The sequence below is a fragment of the Streptomyces sp. NPDC002669 genome (assembly GCF_042889165.1).
Classification (GTDB): domain Bacteria; phylum Actinomycetota; class Actinomycetes; order Streptomycetales; family Streptomycetaceae; genus Streptomyces.
This window is the reverse complement of record NZ_JBIAQQ010000005.1, coordinates 122,822-138,808: the sequence shown is the minus strand read 5'-3', so window position 1 is coordinate 138,808 and position 15,987 is coordinate 122,822. Positions and strand designations below refer to the sequence as shown.

The 15,987-nt window shown below is 72.5% G+C and carries 12 protein-coding genes; 8 read left to right on the top strand and 4 right to left on the bottom strand.

Annotated elements, in window-relative coordinates; genetic code table 11:
* Positions 1-135: 135 nt before the first annotated feature.
* Positions 136-1,314, bottom strand: a complete 1,179-nt coding sequence (locus tag ACFYW1_RS09640; RefSeq protein WP_388989614.1) for a steroid 3-ketoacyl-CoA thiolase — start codon at positions 1,312-1,314, stop codon at positions 136-138.
* 282 nt (positions 1,315-1,596) lie between these two features.
* Here ACFYW1_RS09640 and ACFYW1_RS09635 point away from each other — a divergent pair, with 282 nt between their 5' ends.
* Together ACFYW1_RS09635 and ACFYW1_RS09630 are read left to right on the top strand one after the other, a co-directional pair.
* Positions 1,597-2,868, top strand: coding sequence for a cytochrome P450 (locus ACFYW1_RS09635; RefSeq protein WP_388989612.1), 1,272 nt, complete (start codon positions 1,597-1,599; stop codon positions 2,866-2,868).
* A gap of 120 nt (positions 2,869-2,988) precedes the next feature.
* Complete coding sequence (locus tag ACFYW1_RS09630; RefSeq protein WP_388989610.1) at positions 2,989-4,068, top strand: AEC family transporter; 1,080 nt, start codon at positions 2,989-2,991, stop codon at positions 4,066-4,068.
* Positions 4,069-4,239: 171 nt separating this feature from the next.
* On the opposite strand, the gene ACFYW1_RS09625 is transcribed toward ACFYW1_RS09630, so the two are convergent.
* Positions 4,240-6,249, bottom strand: coding sequence for a bifunctional glycosyltransferase 87/phosphatase PAP2 family protein (locus ACFYW1_RS09625; protein ID WP_388990164.1), 2,010 nt, complete (start codon positions 6,247-6,249; stop codon positions 4,240-4,242).
* 422 nt (positions 6,250-6,671) lie between these two features.
* Here ACFYW1_RS09625 and ACFYW1_RS09620 point away from each other — a divergent pair, with 422 nt between their 5' ends.
* Both ACFYW1_RS09620 and ACFYW1_RS09615 read left to right on the top strand, forming a co-directional pair.
* Entirely contained in the window at positions 6,672-7,745 is a 1,074-nt protein-coding gene (locus tag ACFYW1_RS09620) for a DUF2330 domain-containing protein (RefSeq protein ID WP_388990162.1), read from the top strand.
* A gap of 91 nt (positions 7,746-7,836) precedes the next feature.
* Positions 7,837-8,331 carry a GNAT family N-acetyltransferase gene (locus ACFYW1_RS09615; protein WP_388989608.1) on the top strand — a complete coding sequence of 165 codons (495 nt, stop codon included), beginning with the start codon at positions 7,837-7,839 and terminating at the stop codon, positions 8,329-8,331.
* A gap of 111 nt (positions 8,332-8,442) precedes the next feature.
* Here the strand turns inward: ACFYW1_RS09615 and ACFYW1_RS09610 are convergent, their stop codons facing one another.
* A complete protein-coding gene (locus tag ACFYW1_RS09610; RefSeq protein ID WP_388989606.1) occupies positions 8,443-10,497 on the bottom strand; it encodes an MFS transporter in 2,055 nt (684 codons plus the stop codon).
* Between the two features lie 197 nt (positions 10,498-10,694).
* Here ACFYW1_RS09610 and ACFYW1_RS09605 point away from each other — a divergent pair, with 197 nt between their 5' ends.
* Both ACFYW1_RS09605 and ACFYW1_RS09600 read left to right on the top strand, forming a co-directional pair.
* Complete coding sequence (locus tag ACFYW1_RS09605; RefSeq protein ID WP_388989604.1) at positions 10,695-11,930, top strand: peptidoglycan-binding protein; 1,236 nt, start codon at positions 10,695-10,697, stop codon at positions 11,928-11,930.
* Between the two features lie 186 nt (positions 11,931-12,116).
* Complete coding sequence (locus ACFYW1_RS09600) at positions 12,117-12,779, top strand: HAD-IA family hydrolase (protein ID WP_388989602.1); 663 nt, start codon at positions 12,117-12,119, stop codon at positions 12,777-12,779.
* Between the two features lie 54 nt (positions 12,780-12,833).
* On the opposite strand, the gene ACFYW1_RS09595 is transcribed toward ACFYW1_RS09600, so the two are convergent.
* A complete protein-coding gene (locus ACFYW1_RS09595; protein ID WP_388989600.1) occupies positions 12,834-13,571 on the bottom strand; it encodes an ABC transporter permease in 738 nt (245 codons plus the stop codon).
* 279 nt (positions 13,572-13,850) lie between these two features.
* Here ACFYW1_RS09595 and ACFYW1_RS09590 point away from each other — a divergent pair, with 279 nt between their 5' ends.
* Entirely contained in the window at positions 13,851-14,495 is a 645-nt protein-coding gene (locus tag ACFYW1_RS09590; RefSeq protein WP_388989597.1) for an HNH endonuclease family protein, read from the top strand.
* 891 nt (positions 14,496-15,386) lie between these two features.
* Positions 15,387-15,833: a DoxX family protein gene (locus ACFYW1_RS09585; protein WP_388989594.1), complete on the top strand. Its 447-nt coding sequence runs from the start codon at positions 15,387-15,389 to the stop codon at positions 15,831-15,833.
* Positions 15,834-15,987: the final 154 nt, after the last annotated feature.

The window sequence follows — 15,987 nt, the reverse complement described above, 5'->3', positions numbered from 1 at the left end:
CAAGTACACCCCGGGCCGGGGATGTTGCCAGGTGCACCGCCGCACGGTCGCGGATGCACGGCCGTCGGGCGGTCGTCCGGTTCACGGCCGCCGGGCGGGCGCGGGGGCGGCGGGGTCCCCGGCCGGCCGCCGGGCTCACAGCCGCTGGATGATCGTTCCCGTCGCGAGCGCGCCGCCGGCGCACATCGTGATCAGTGCGAACTCCTTGTCGCTGCGCTCCAGTTCGTGCAGCGCCGTGGTGATCAGCCGGGCCCCGGTGGCTCCCACCGGGTGGCCGAGCGCGATGGCCCCGCCGTTGACGTTGACCTTCGCGAGCCCGTCGAGGTCCCGCTCGAAGACCCGGGCCCAGCTCAGCGCCACCGAGGCGAATGCCTCGTTGATCTCGACGATGTCGATGTCCTTGAGCGACATCCCGGCCCTGCCCAGCACCGCGCGGGTCGCGTCGATCGGCCCGTCGAGGTGGAAGTGCGGGTCCGCGCCGACCAGCGCCTGGGCGACGATGCGGGCGCGCGGTTTGAGCTTGAGCGCGCGCGCCATCCGCTTGGACGCCCACATGATCGCGCAGGCGCCGTCGGATATCTGCGAGGAGTTGCCCGCGGTGTGGATCGCGGTGGGCATGACCGGTTTGAGCCGGCCGAGCCCCTCCATCGTGGTGTCGCGCAGCCCCTCGTCCCGGTCGACCAGGCGCCACATGCCCTGCCCGGCCGCCTGTTCCTCCTCGGTGGTCGGCACCTGGACCGCGTACGTCTCCCGCTTGAAGCGCTCCTCGGCCCAGGCGACGGCGGCCCGCTCCTGCGAGAGCAGGCCGAACTCGTCGACGTCCTGCCGGGTCAGCCCGCGCCTGCGGGCGATGCGCTCGGCGGCCTCGAACTGGTTGGGCAGGTCCACGTTCCACTCGTCGGGCCAGGGCTTGCCCGGCCCGTGCTTGGAACCACTGCCCAGCGGCACCCGCGACATGGCCTCGACGCCGCAGCTGATGCCGACGTCGATGACACCGGCCGCGACCATGTTGGCGACCATGTGCGAGGCCTGCTGCGAGGAACCGCACTGGCAGTCCACGGTGGTGGCGGCGGTCTCGTACGGAAGTCCCACGGCGAGCCAGGCGTTGCGGGCCGGGTTCATGGACTGTTCGCCGGCGTGGGTGACGGTGCCGCCGACGATCTGCTCGACGCAGTCGGCCTGGATGCCGGTGCGACCGAGGAGTTCTCGGTAGGTCTCGCCCAGCAGATAGCCGGGATGCAGATTGGCGAGCGCCCCCTGGCGCTTGCCGATGGGGGTGCGTACGGCTTCGACGATGACGGGTTCCGCGGCCATGAGCTCGTCCTCTCCTCACACGTCCGCAGAGGCGTCCCGGCGCCCGCGGAGTGGAACTAGTACGCGTTCTAGTTCTACGGGCAGTCTCACGAAGGTCACCCCGGGTGTGCAAGGGTCTTGCACGCGGCCGCCGCCCGCTCCCCGCCCGCCGCACCCGGTCTTCACGCAATGAATCGGCCACCACCTCTTGCCAGTTGTAGAACTCGTTACTACCTTTCGGGCAACTTCTGATGGGTCGTCAGACAGTGTTCGGGCGGCTCTCGGACCGACCTGGAGTTGCCGATGTCCTGCCCCCATCTGCCCGAAGGGTTCGACTTCACCGACCCCGACCTGCTCCAATCCCGCATCCCGCACCCCGAGTTCGCACAGATGCGGCAGACCGCGCCGGTCTGGTGGTGCACCCAGCCGGCCGGTGTCTCCGGTTTCGACGACGAGGGCTACTGGGTCGTCACCCGGCACGCCGACGTCAAATACGTCTCCACCCACCCCGAGCTGTTCTCCTCGAACACCAACACCGCGGTCATCCGCTTCAACGAGTCGATCAGCCGCGACCAGATCGAGGTCCAGAAGCTGATCATGCTGAACATGGACCCGCCCGAGCACACCCGGGTCCGCCAGATCATCCAGCGGGGCTTCACGCCGCGAGCGGTGCGCAGTCTGGAGCAGGCCCTGCGCGACCGCGCCCGTTCGATCGTGACGGGCGCACGCGCCGCCGCCGACACCGACGGCTCGTTCGACTTCGTCACCCGCGTCGCCGTCGAACTGCCGCTCCAGGCCATCGCCGAACTCATCGGCGTACCGCAGGAGGACCGGTCCAAGATCTTCGACTGGTCCAACAAGATGGCCGCGTACGACGATCCCGAGTACGCGATCACCGAGGAGGTCGGCACCGAGGCGGCCATGGAGATCGTCTCGTACTCGATGAACCTGGCGGCCGCCCGCAAGGCGTGCCCGGCCGACGACATCGTCTCCCAGCTGGTCGCCGCGGAGGGCAAGGGAAACCTCTCCTCCGACGAGTTCGGCTTCTTCGTGATCCTGCTCGCCGTGGCCGGCAACGAGACCACCCGCAACGCCATCAGCCACGGCATGCACGCCTTCCTCACCCACCCCGACCAGTGGGAGCTCTACAAGCGCGAGCGGCCGGCCACGACCGCCGAGGAGATCGTCCGCTGGGCCACTCCCGTGGTCTCCTTCCAGCGGACCGCCACCCAGGACGTCGAACTGGGCGGACAGTTGATCAAAAAGGGGCAGCGGGTCGGACTCTTCTACTCCTCGGCCAACAACGACCCCGAGGTCTTCGAGAACCCGGAGACCTTCGACATCCTCCGCGACCCCAACCCCCACCTCGGCTTCGGCGGCGGCGGGCCGCACTTCTGCCTCGGCAAGTCCCTGGCCGTGCTGGAGATCGACCTGATCTTCAACGCGATCGCCGACGCGCTGCCGGACCTGCGGCTGCTCGACGACCCGCGGCGGCTGCGCTCGGCGTGGCTCAACGGGATCAAACAACTCCAGGTCGGCGTCGGTACCGGGGACGGGGCTGAACGCTCCGGGTGACTTCGGGCGGCGGGGAGCGCTCCTTCCACGCCCGGCCCCCGCCGCCCGTCGCGGCACCGCCCGCACCCCGGCCGAACCCCCGCACGGGAGGCGCACGGCAGCGCGAGGATCATGGCGGGCATGCACGCCCTGCTCTCCGCCTTCGCCCCGATCTGGACGCTGACCGCCATCGGTTACGCGACCGGCCGCAGCGGCCTGCTGGGCCGGCAGGCGGAGGCCGTGCTCGGCCGGTTCGTCTTCCACGTGGCCATGCCCGCGGCCCTGTTCACCATGGTCTCCGGGGCGCGGCTCGACTCCTTCGCCAACCCCTCGATGGTGGCCTTCGCGGCGGGCACTGCACTGGTCTGCGGCCTCGGCTTCCTGACGGCCGGCCGGCTCTTCGGCCGGGGCACCGCGGACCGGGCGATCAGCAGCATGACGTCGGGCTACGTCAACTCCGCCAACCTCGGCATCCCGGTGGCGGTCCAGGTACTCGGCGACGCCTCGTTCGTCGCCCAGATCATCCTGTTCCAGGTGCTGTTGGTCTCGCCCGTGATCCTGACCCTGCTGGACTCGGGGACGGGAACGGGTACGGGGGCAGGAACAGGTACGGGTACGGGAACGGCCGAGTCCGGTACCGGGGCCGGCGCGAGGCCCGTCGTACTGCGACGGATGCTGACGATGCCGGTCCGCAACCCCATCATCATGGCCTCGCTGCTCGGCGTGGCCGTCTCCGCGCTCGGGCTGCGGCTGCCGCACGCCCTCGCCCACTCCTGCGACCTGCTCGGCGCCGCCGCCGTGCCGACGGCCCTGATCACCCTGGGCCTCTCCCTGAACGCCCGCCCGGACGAGGGCGGTTCGACGGGCCCCGCACGGCCCTCCGTACTCGCGAAGGGCCCGGAACACCCGGCGCGGGCGGACCGCCCGACGCGCACGAAGCGCGCCGAGCGTGCCGAAGTCGCCCTGGCGGTGGCGCTCAAGACACTGGCCCAGCCCCTGATCGCCTTCGCCGTCGGCGGCCCGCTGCTGCACCTGCCGGAACACCAACTGCTGGCCGTCGTGCTCTGCTCCGCGCTGCCGGCCGCCCAGAACGCCTTCATCTACTCCCAGCAGTACGGCCTGGACACCCGCCCGGCCCGAAACGCCGTGGTGGCCTCGACGGTGGTCTCCATGGCCACGCTGTCCCTCGCCACCTGGGCCCTCGGTGCGGCCCCCTCCTGAGCCGTTCGAGTGGCGAAACGGAACGAATGGGCAGATCCTGGTCAGGCGGCGATCCATGCCGAAGGGGTGTCAGGACGACGTGTTCGTCCCGGCACCCCTTCGGCCCTTCATGGGTCCCGGACGGCCGCGCGCCGCTCCCGACGGCCCCTCAGCGGCGCCCGGCCGGCCGGGTCAGCCCCTCTGCGCCGCCCGGTTCCGTCCGCCTGCCGCCGCCTCGGCCGTCGCGTCCGCCGCCGTTCTCGGTGCCGGTGCCGTCCGCCCCGTCGTGCCCGGTGCGCCCTTCCGCCCGTCCCGCCCGGCCGCCGCCGGTGCCCGCGGCCCCGACAGGACGTGGGTGAGCCCGAAGCCGAGCGAGACCACGACCGCGCCGCCCACCGCGTCCAGGACCCAGTGGTTGGCCGTGGCGACGATCGTGGCGGCCGTGAACAGCGGGTGCAGCAGCCCCAATGCCTTCATCCACGCCTTCGGGGCCAGTACGACGACGATCACGCCGCACCAGAGCGACCAGCCGAAGTGCAGCGAGGGCATCGCCGCGTACTGGTTGGTCATCGAGGTCAGCGTTCCGTAGTCCGGCTTCGCGAAGTCCTGGACGCCGTTCACCGTGTCGATGAAGCCGAGCCCCGGCATCAGGCGCGGCGGGGCGAGCGGATAGAGCCAGAAGCCGAACAGGGCGAGGACCGTGGCGAAGCCGATCGTGCTGCGGGCCCAGCGGTAGTCCGCGGGGCGTCGCACGTAGAGCACGCCGAGGATGGTCAGCGGCACGATGAAGTGGAACGTCGTGTAGTAGTGGTCGAAGAACGCCCTCAGCCCGCCGATCCCCGCGACCGCGTGATTGATCCCGTGCTCGACGTCGATGTGCAGCCACTGCTCGACGGCGTGGATCTGACGGCCGTGCTGCTCGGCGGTGCCGCGACCGGACCTCGCCGCGAGCCGGACGTGCGAGTACGCGGAGTACACGACCCTGATCAGGAGCAGTTCCAGCAGCAGGTTGGGCCGGCTGAGCACCCGCTGCCAGAACGGCAGCAGCGGGATCCGGCGCCACCGGGCGGGGGCGGGGTCCGCGTACCGGGTGGGGACCGGGTGCTGCCAGTGCTCCGAGGTGCGCGGGAGGAACGGCACCGCGCAGGCCGCGGCGATCGCGGTGAGCAGCAGCAGGTTGTCGCGCAGGGGGAAGAGGGCCGCCATGTTCGGCAGCAGCATCTTCCCCGGCAGGGTGATGACGAGGACCACGACCACGGGCCAGACCGGCCGGTCGGCGGCCCGCCCGCCGGCCCGTCCGACCACGGCGAGCAGCACCCACAGCAGCTGGTGCTGCCAGGCGGTCGGCGAAACGGCGACCGCGACGCAGCCGGTCACGGCGACGGCGAGCAGCAGCTGCCCGTCCCGCGCGTACCGCACGGCGCGACGCAGCCCGACCCGGCAGACCACGGCCGCCAGCACCACGAGCAGCGCGATTTCGAGGGGGCCCGTGAGCCCGGACCGCAGCAGCGCACCGTGCATGGACTGGTTGGCCAGGTCGGCCGCGTCGTCGCCGAGCCCGGCCCCCGCGACGTGGTGCACCCAGTACGTCCACGAGTCGCCCGGCAGCACGGCCCAGGCCAGCGCCGTGCAGACGGCGAACGTGACGCCGCCGGCCGTCGCCGCCCGGCGGCGCCCGGTGAACCACAGCAGGGCGGCGAAGAGCAGCACGGTCGGCTGGAGCGCCGCCGCCAGGCCGATCAGCACACCCGGGGCGCGTTCCCCGCGGACCACGAAGAAGCCCAGCAGCACCAGCAGGACCGGCAGGATGCTGGTCTGCCCCAGGTGCAGCGCGTTGCGGACCGGCAGGGAGAGCATCAGCAGGCTGATCGCGACGGGGGCGGCCGGCAGGGCGGTGCGGCGGGCGACCGGCCCCGGCAGGGCACGGGCCGCGACCACGCCCAGCGCGGCGACGAGCAGCAGCGAACCGAAGGTCCAGACGACGCCCAGGCTCTGTTCCGCGGTGCTGGCCAGCGGCTTCAGCGCCAGTCCGGCGAACGGGGTGCCGGTGAACCGGTCGCTGTCGTAGAGCGAGCCCGGCACGCGCAGGACGCCGTTCTCCCCGATCCAGGTCTCCAGGCCGGTGAGCCGTCGGCCCGGCTGCCGTCTCAGCACCACCGCCATCTGCCGTAAGGCCAGTGCCGCCACGACCAGCCAGAGCAGGGCGCGAACCGCCCCGGCCGCCGTCCCCGCCCCCGTGCCCCTCCCCGTCGCCGCGCCTGTGCGCACACCCTGCTCCGCATTCGCCACGCTGCGCCGATCCTCCCGCCGGTCCCGTGCCCGCCGCTCAGCCCGGGCACACCGTGAAACTTTCGCATTACCGCACGAGATAGACCCAATCCGCCCTTCCTTCATCTGCCCGTCATCCCGCTTTTATTCGAAATTGCTTCCATGTGACCGGACATATGACCGATGACGATGCCGGGTCGGAACCGGAACCGGAACCGGAATCACTGCTCGCACGTCCTCACCCGTGTTCGTCGACGTACGGGGGAGGAAGGCGACGCATGCGGGGCTCAGGAGGGAAGCCGTGTCCGCGGGACGGGCGGCGCGCATGGGCGGTGCGGGCACTGTCGTTGCTGTTGATGCTGGTGTCGCTCCAGCTCGGCTCGCTGATCGCTCCGGCGTACGCGTGCGGCTGCGGGGCGATGCTCCCGAGGGACGAGAGCCGGGTCTCGGTCGACCGGGAGACGTCGGTGGTGGCCTGGGACGGCCGTACCGAGCAGATCGTCATGCGGCTCACGGTCCGGGGCGACGCCCCCGAGGCCGCCTGGATCATGCCGGTGCCGCACCGGGCGAGCGTGGAGCTCGGCGACGCGGACCTCTTCTCCGAGCTCTCCTCCCTCACCGCTCCGAGGCGCGAGGTCAGGCACTACTTCTGGCCCCGCTCCGACGACTGGCCCCTCGCCCCCACGACCGGTGACGGGGCCGGGGCACCCTCCGCCGCGGCCCCGCCGGTCTCGGTGGTCGGCCGGGAGCGGCTCGGCCCGTTCGACGTGGCACGGCTGGCGGCCACCGACCCCGAGGCGCTCCGGAACTGGCTGGAGGACAACGGGTTCGAGCTCCCCGACCGGCTGGCGACGGCTCTGGAGCCCTACGTCGAGCAGAAGTGGGAGTACGTCGCGGTCCGGCTCGCCCCCCGCGAGAAGGGGAAGCCGCTCGTCGGCAGCCTCGAACCGCTGCGGCTGCGCTTCGCCAGCGACCGGCTGGTCTACCCGATGCGCTTGTCGAAGCTCGCCTCGACGCCGCAGGAACTGGGCCTGTACGTCCTCGCCGCGCACCGGATGGAGCCGCGCGGCCCGATCGGCGGCGACGCGCCGGAGGTCACGTACGCGGGCCGGATCGACCCGGCGTCGGAATACCGCGGCGCGGACGCGCTGGCCGCGATGACCGGCGGGAAGCCGGTGTTCCTCACCGCGATCGAGCAGTCGTTCCCGCACCCGGAGCGGATCGACGGCGACCACGAGCTGCGCGCGGCCGAGGCCGACACCCCGTACCGGACCGTGGTGTACACGGACCGGCTGCTGACCGCGGCCGGCATCCCCGTCTGGGTGCTGACGCTGCTCGGGGTCGTACTGGCGGCGGTCGTCGCGACCGTGCTGCGGGTACGGCGGTCCCGGAGGCGGCGGCCGGTGACGGTTCCGCCGCCCCCGGTATGAGGCCGGGCGGGCCGACGGCCCGGAAAACGGACCGGGAAGCGGATCGGGAATTCGTTCGCCTGCTTGAACGCGCCCGCCCAGAATGACCGGCATGACTGACGCGACCTGGACCTCGGCCCCCGAGGCGTTCGACTCGCCGGACTCCGCACTGCTGCGGCGCGACTACTACGACGAGGTCGCCAGCCGCTACTGGGGACGGCCCGCGACCACCGAGGAGATCGACGAGGGGCTCACCGACGACGGTGCCGAACTGCTCGTACCGCCCACCGGCGAGTTCGTCGTCGGCCGGTTCGGGGGCAGGCCCGCCGCCTGCGCCGGTCTGCTGGTGGTGGACACCGGCGTCGCGGAGCTGAGCCGGGTGTTCGTGCGCCCCGAGTACCGCGGCACGGGCGGCGGCGCGCTGCTCATGGCGGCGGTCGAGGACGTGGCGCGCACTTTCGGCGTACGCACGCTCAGGCTCGACACCCGCAGCGACCTGGTCGAGGCCCGGGGGCTCTACGCCAAGCACGGCTACCGGGAGGTCCCGGCGTTCCACCGGCGGCAGTACGCGGAGCACTGGTTCGCGAAGGACCTGCCGGAGCTGTAGGAGCCCCGGCCGGGGCCGCGAAAGCCCCGGCCGCACGACCCGGCATACGGTTTGGCGCGCGATCCGGCGTACGGTCCGGTCCCCTTCCGTTCCCGGGTCGCATGGTCCCGTTCAGGCCGCGTGGTCCCGTTTCGGTTCGGGGCCGTGCGGCCGTTCCCTGCTCGACCCGCTCGTCTCGGCGGTCAGTTCCGCCACGAGTCTGACCAGGTCGGTCGGGCGTTCCGGCCCCCACCAGTCGCCCAGCAGCTCGGCCATCGACGCCTCCCGGGCCTCCGCGAGCCTCACCACCACTTCCTCGCCGGTCTCGGTGAGCACCAGTTGCACGCCCTCGCGCCGGACCAGTCCGCGTTCCTCCAGCTGACGGGCGGCCTCGCTGATCGCCCGTAGCGGCACGGGGGTGGTGTCGGCGAGCACGGCGGGTTCGACCGTGCCGTGCCGTTTGACGCGCAGCAGCATCCAGCTCGCCGCGGGCAGCAGGTCGTAGCCCGCCCGCTCGGTGATCTTCACGTAGATCTCGCGGCGGCCCGCGCGGGTGGCGAGCACCGACAGGGCGCGGGCGCATTCGTCGTAGGAGGACCGCTCGACCGGGTTCGACGCCAGGGTCTCGGTGGAGTCGGGGGCGGTCACCGAGCCGCGCAGCTTGTCCTCCTTGAGGAACCAGGCGAAGACGAAGGCGATCAGCACGACGGGGGCCGCGTACAGGAACACGTCCGTGATCGAGGTCGAGTACGCGTGGAGCACCTCCGGTCGCAGCGCGGGCGGCAGTTGTCCGATGGCGCGCGGGTCGGCGGCCAGACCCTCCGCACTGGCCCCGGGCGGCAGCGGCCGGCCGGCGAGCACCGTGGCCAGTTCGTCGGTGAGCCGGTTGGTGAAGATCGTGCCGAAGACGGCGACGCCGAACGAGGCACCGATGGAACGGAAGAAGGTGGCCCCGGAGGTGGCGACGCCGAGGTCCTGGTACGTGACGGCGTTCTGCACGACCAGCACCAGGACCTGCATCACCAGGCCGAGCCCGGCGCCGAAGACGAAGAAGTAGACGCTCATCTGCCAGGTGCCGCTGGTCTCCGTGAGGCGGTGCAGGAGCAGCAGTCCGATCGTGGTGATGCCGGTGCCCGCGATCGGGAAGACCTTCCAGCGGCCGGTGCGGCTGACGACCTGCCCGGACGCGGTCGAGGTGAGGAGCAGGCCGAACACCATCGGGAGCATGTGCACGCCGGACATCGTCGGCGTGATCCCGTGCACCACCTGGAGGAAGGTCGGCAGATAGGTCATCGCGCCGAACATCGCGAACCCGACGACGAAGCTGATGACGGCGACGAGCGAGAAGGTCCTGATCCGGAAGAGCTTCAGCGGGATGACCGGTTCGGCGGCGCGGCGTTCTACGGCCACGAAGGCGACCAGCAGCAGCACGCTCAGGACGGTGAGGCCGATGATCTGCGCCGAGCCCCAGGCCCAGGTGGAGCCGCCCAGCGAGGCGACGAGGACGAGACAGGTGGCGACGGAGGCGATGAGGAAGGTGCCGAGGTAGTCGATGGTGTGCTTCGTGCGGTGCACCGGGATGTGCAGCACGGCGGCGATCACGAGGAGCGCCACGACACCGATCGGCAGGTTGATGTAGAAGACCCACCGCCAGCTGAGGTGCTCGGTGAAGAACCCGCCGAGGAGCGGTCCGAGGACGCTCGTGGTACCGAAGACCGCGCCGAACAGCCCCTGGTACTTGCCCCGCTCGCGCGGGGCGACGATGTCGCCGACGATCGCCATCGAGAGCACCATGAGACCGCCGCCGCCGAGGCCCTGGAGGGCCCGGAAGGCGATGAGCTGCGACATGTCCTGGGCGACGCCGCAGAGCGCCGAGCCGATGAGGAAGATGACGATCGCGGTCTGGAAGAGCTTCTTGCGCCCGTACTGGTCGCCGAGCTTGCCCCAGAGCGGGGTCGCGGCGGTCGAGGCCAGCAGGTAGGCGGTGACCACCCAGGAGAGGTGCTCCAGCCCGCCGAGATCACTGACGATGGTCGGCAGCGCGGTGGAGACGATGGTCTGGTCGAGTGCGGCCAGCAGCATGCCGAGGAGCAGCGCACCGATGGCCACGAGGACCGACCGCGGGGAGCGGCCCTCGCCGGGTGTCGGGGCGGGGGCCGGGATCGGGGGGCTCGAATGCTGGGCCATGGAACATCTCCTCGGGTCCGCTACATCCCCATCCTGGACGTTCCACCCCGTTATGGCCTGCCGAAGAGGTGACGACCGCTCTCCGGACGGTGTCGCGTTTCGACCTGGTGCCAGGTGTCGCATTTCGGTACGGCATTGGGCATCCCGGCTGCGGATTGCATAATCGCAAGGCATCCGAGGGGGAGGGGCCCACCACCATGACCGGACACATATGCCCGGAGTGCGGTACGGACGACGGAACGGACAAAAGGCCCGGGGCCGGCCGGGGGGCCGCCCCGGGGGGTGGCTGCACCTGCGGACAGCGGACGCCCGAGCAGCACGGGACGGCACCCGGCACGAAGCCCGGAGCGCCCCCGGGGACGCCTCCCGAGACGACGCCCGAGCAGTACGAGGCGCAGTACCGGGCCGCCGAGCGGCAGCGGGCCGAGCGGTCGGCGGCCGACGAGGCGGAGCGGGCGGCGGCGGAGGACTTCGACCCGCTGCGCATCCGGCCGTACGTGACGCTGGGCAACGACCTGTCGACGGCCGCCCGCGAGGAGCCCCGGGGCCCGCGCGAACCGCACGGGCTCGCCGAGGAGGCGGACGCGACGATGCCGCTCCGACTCGACCCGGGGGCGGGTACGGACCCGGCGGCGGGTACGGGGGCGGGCACGAGCCCGATGGCGGGCATGGCGACGGGTACAGGCCCGGTGGCGGGCGCCGTCGGCGCTTCCGGGATGTCCGGCACCACGGCCCTCGACTCCCCCTTCGCGCCCTCTTCCGCGCTTTCCCCGTCCGCCCCCACCACTCCGATCGCGACCGGTCCGCGTCCCGAGGAGGCCGGCCGGCGGCGCAGGCCCTTCGTGGCGGCCGCGATGGGCGCGGTCGCGATCGCCGTGGTGGGCACGGCGACCTTCGCGAGCGGTCTCCTCGGCGGCGGCAGCGGGGACACCGACCACGACCAGGCCCTGCCGAGCACGGTGGCGAGCCTTCCCGACGTGCCCCTCCCGCCGGAGGAGTCGGCATCGGCCTCCGCCTCTGCCCCGGCCCCGCCCTCCTCCTCATCGGCCCCCGCGGCGCCGTCCGCCCCGGCCTCGGCGAGCGCCTCGCCGTCCCCTTCCGCGTCCGCCACCGCCTCCCGGCCGTCCACCGCCCCGTCCGCCACGCCCTCGAAGCCCGCGGACCCCACGGCGACGGGCTCTCCGCCCCCCTCGCTGGCCCGGCCCACGCTGCGCTACGGCGACCAGGGACCCGAGGTGACCGAGTTGCAACGCCGCCTGGCCGAGATCCGGCTCTACGCCGATCCGGCCGACGGCACCTACACGAGCCGGGTCGAGTACGCCGTGAACGCCTACCAGTCGTACAGGTCGGTCAAGGGCGACCCGCCGGGGGTGTACGGCCCCCACACGCGCCGCGCCCTGGAGGCGGAGACGACGGGCCGGGGGAACTCCTGACGTCCCGGTCCGGGAGGGGATTGGCTTTCCCCGGCAGGTTTTTGTATCGTGATGGAACAAAGTAGCCTCCGCCCGCCACTCCCTGACCGGCGGGCGGGGCTGCTTGTCCCCTTCCTGGCCTTTCCGCGTTTTCGCACCCGTTTCCGCGTTCTCGCGTCTCCGTATCCTGCGTTCTGGAGCCCGCCCATGCCGGCCACCGTCCTCACCGCCCGCGCCCTCCTGCTCGACATGGACGGCACCCTGGTGAACTCCGACGCCGTGGTGGAGCGCTGCTGGCGGCGCTGGGCGCTGCGCGAGGGGCTGGACCCGGAGGCGGCGCTGAAGGTGGTCCACGGGCGGCAGGGCTACGCCACGATGGCGGTGCTCCTCCCGGACCGCCCGATGGAGCAGAACTACGCGGACAACCGCGCCATGCTCGCCGAGGAGACCGCCGACACCGACGGCGTCGTCCCGGTCGGCGGGGCGCCCGCCTTCATGGACGCGATCGCCGCGCTCCCGCACGCCCTGGTCACCTCGGCCGACGCGGCCCTGGCCCGGACCCGGATGAACGCGTCCGGCCTGCGCATCCCGGCCGTCCGGGTCACCGCCGAGAACGTCGGCGCCAGCAAGCCGGACCCCGAGGGCTTCCTCAAGGGAGCGGCCGAACTGGGCTTCGCCCCGGCGGACTGCGTCGTCTTCGAGGACTCGGAGGCGGGCATCGCGGCCGGTCGCGCGGCGGGCATGCGCGTCGTCGGCGTCGGCCCGCGCGCCGCGGCCCTCTCCCCCGACGCCCACGTCGAGGACCTGACGCGGGTACGGGTGGAGGCGGCGGCCGACGGCTCGATCCGCCTGCACATCGACGCGCGATAATCACCCGGGCCCGTGGGCCGCACCGGCTTCCATCCGCCGGGCCGCCCGGTGGGCTCACTCCTCCCGGTGCAGCCACCCCCGCGCCACCAGTTCGAGCACCGTCGCGACGGCCGCCGCCTGCACGGCCATCAACGCCACCAGCACGAACAGCTGCACGGCCCCCGCCTGCACCGGTGAGGCGCCGCCGAGCAGCATGCCCACGAAGGCGCCCGGCAGGGTGACGAGCCCCACCGTCCGGGTCTGATCGAGCCCCGGCAGCAGGGCGTCCGACGCCGCGGGCCGGGCGATCTCCAGCCGCGCGTCGCGGTCGAGCAGCCCGAGCGCCATGCCCGCCTCCACCTCGCCGCGCCGGCTCGTCAGCTCGTCCAGCGCCCGCCTCCCGCCGAGCACGGTCGCGGTCAGCGCGCCGCCGATCAGGATGCCGGTGACCGGGATCAGGGCGATGCCCCGGACCGGGAGCAGTCCGGTGAGCAGCAGCAGGGCGACCACGGGCACGACCCCCACCGCGATCGGCAGGGCCGCCCACCACCAGGTGCGGTTGGGGGTGATCCGGCGCCCCGCGGTCCGTACCGCCACGGCGTACATCAGTGCCACGAACGCGAGCAGCGGCGGCAGCGCGTGGACCACCCAGCCGATCAGCAAGGAGACCGCGGCAAGTTGGACCGCCGCCCGCAGCCCGGCCAGCAGGATCTCGCGCGACCGGCCGAGCGAGGCCAGGGCCGCGATCGCGGCGGCCGCCGCGAGCAGCAGGGCGAGGACCACCCCGAGCGTGACGTCGACCGGTAGCAGCACCCCCCAACCCTACGGCCGGCCCGCAGCGGGCCACCGTCGCGAACCGGTCGCCACAGCCGTCCGCCTGGCGTCGCGTCAGCCTTCGGGACGGCGCGTGCGCCCGCGCAGATGTGGACGTACGCCCCCATGCTCCAGCCATGTTGGCCAGAACCCTTGATGTGACGTGCCCATGTCGCCACTCTGTTACCTGGTGCCCACCCCACGGAAACCTGGTGCCGTCACGATGGCCGGGCCCCACGGGTCACCCGTCCAAGTTCCCCCCACATCAAGGGAGTTCGCATGTCAGGTGTCTACGCGCGTCGCCTCGCCGTCGTCGCCGCATCCGCCGCGTTCGCCGCAACCTCCGCCCTGCTCACCGCCCCCACCGCCCAGGCGGCCATGCCCACTCCGGTCTCCGCCTCGACCGCCCGCTCGTACCTCAGCGACCTGACCGTCTCGCCCGAGGGCTCGTCCACCGGCTACAGCCGCGACAAGTTCCCTCACTGGATCACCCAGTCGGGCGCCTGCAACACCCGTGAGGTCGTGCTGGAGCGCGACGGCACGAACGTGGAGCAGAGCTCCACCTGCGCCGCCGTCAGCGGCAGTTGGTACTCGGAGTACGACGGTGCCACCTGGACCGCCGCGTCCGACCTGGACATCGACCACATGGTCCCGCTCGCCGAGGCATGGCGCTCGGGCGCCAGCAGCTGGACCACCGCCCAGCGGCAGGCGTTCGCCAACGACCTGACGCGCCCGCAGCTCATCGCGGTCACGGACAACGTCAACCAGTCCAAGGGCGACAAGGACCCGGCCGACTGGCTGCCCTCGCGCACCTCGTACCGCTGCACGTACGCGCGGGCCTGGGTGCACGTGAAGCACTACTACGGCCTGAAGGTCGACTCGGCGGAGAAGAGCGCCCTGCAGGGCATCCTCAACAACTGCTGATCCGGGCGCCGGAGACGGGGCGCACACCACCGGCGGGAGACCGCCGGCCGGGCCGCTCCTCCTCCCCCCGCCCCATGCGTACGGAGCCGCGCACCCCGCGCGGCTCCGTACGCATGTGCGCGCAGAACCCCGTAACCGCACAACTCCGCACGCGCCTGCACACGGGGCGCTCCCGCGACGCCCGGCGGCACGGGCGTGTTTTCGGCCGAGTCCGGCGACGCGCGGTGGACACGCGGGGCGTCGACGCCCCGGCACCCGGCCGCGGTCGGCGTCCGACGCCAAGACCGCGGGCCGGAACCGCGCGCGGGCCCCGCCGGCCCCGGACCGGACCGGGCCGCGACGGACGCCCCCGTCGACACCGGCGCACCGGAGCGCCCCGGCCCCCGCGCACCCCGGCGGCGGTATGTGCGCCGTCGGGCGATGTGCTCCCCCGCGCCCGCCACGAAGTCCGCGGCCCCCTTTCGCGACGGCCGGCCGCGCCCCGTGCCCCGCGCCGCGCGGCTGACCTGCCCCCGCCCGCGCGCGAACCGCCCCCGGCCCGCCCCGGACAGGATTCCGCTTCGCCCCCTCCCGGCGCACCGGCGCCCCGACGCCCGAAGTCCGGTCCGCCGCACCCCGATCGCACCCCGGCCGCACCCGCACCGCGTCCCGGCCACCGGACCATGGCGTTCCTCACGGGTGGCCGGAAAGTTACGCCGCCATTGGTTCAGGCCAAGGCGCCTTGTCAAGGACCGCAGATGGAGGCGGTATCACCTCACGGGCTGGCCGACGAGCACATGACGCTTTTCGGACACTTGCAGGATGTTGAAGTTGCAAGCATTGGTGAGGTTTCCCTAATCTGTGCCACTCAATCGGTTCACGTCCCCACCAGACCGAAGGAGCACGCCCCCCATGAACACACGCCTGAACCAGGCTCAGCCCTATGCCCTCTGCCTGTTCCGAATAGTCATCGGCCTGCTCTTCGCCTGCCACGGCGCCTCATCGCTCTTCGGCCTCTTCGGCGGCACCCACTCGGTGTCCGTCGGCGCCTGGCCCGGCTGGTACGCGGCGGTCATCCAGCTCGTCGGCGGCATCCTGGTGATGCTCGGCCTCGGCACCCGCGTCGCGGCCCTGATCGCCTCCGGCTCCATGGCGTACGCCTACTTCAAGGTCCACCAGCCCGAGGCGCTGCTCCCGATCCAGAACGAGGGCGAGCCCGCCGCCGTCTTCTGCTGGGCGTTCTTCCTGCTGATCTTCACCGGCCCCGGCGCCCTGGCCCTGGACCAGCTGTTCAGCCGGCGCGGTGCGGAGAGCGGCGACGCCGGGACCCGCGAGAAGACGGCGGCCGTCACGGTCTGATCCGCCCGCGGAGACCGGGGCCCGCCCCCGGGACCGACGGACGAGCCCGTCGCCGCTCACCGTGAACCGGCTCCACTCGCGGCCGACCGGCCCGTCGCAGACCGCTCCCCTTCCCTGCGACAGCCCCCCGTCCGGCTCCATCACCGGGTCCCTC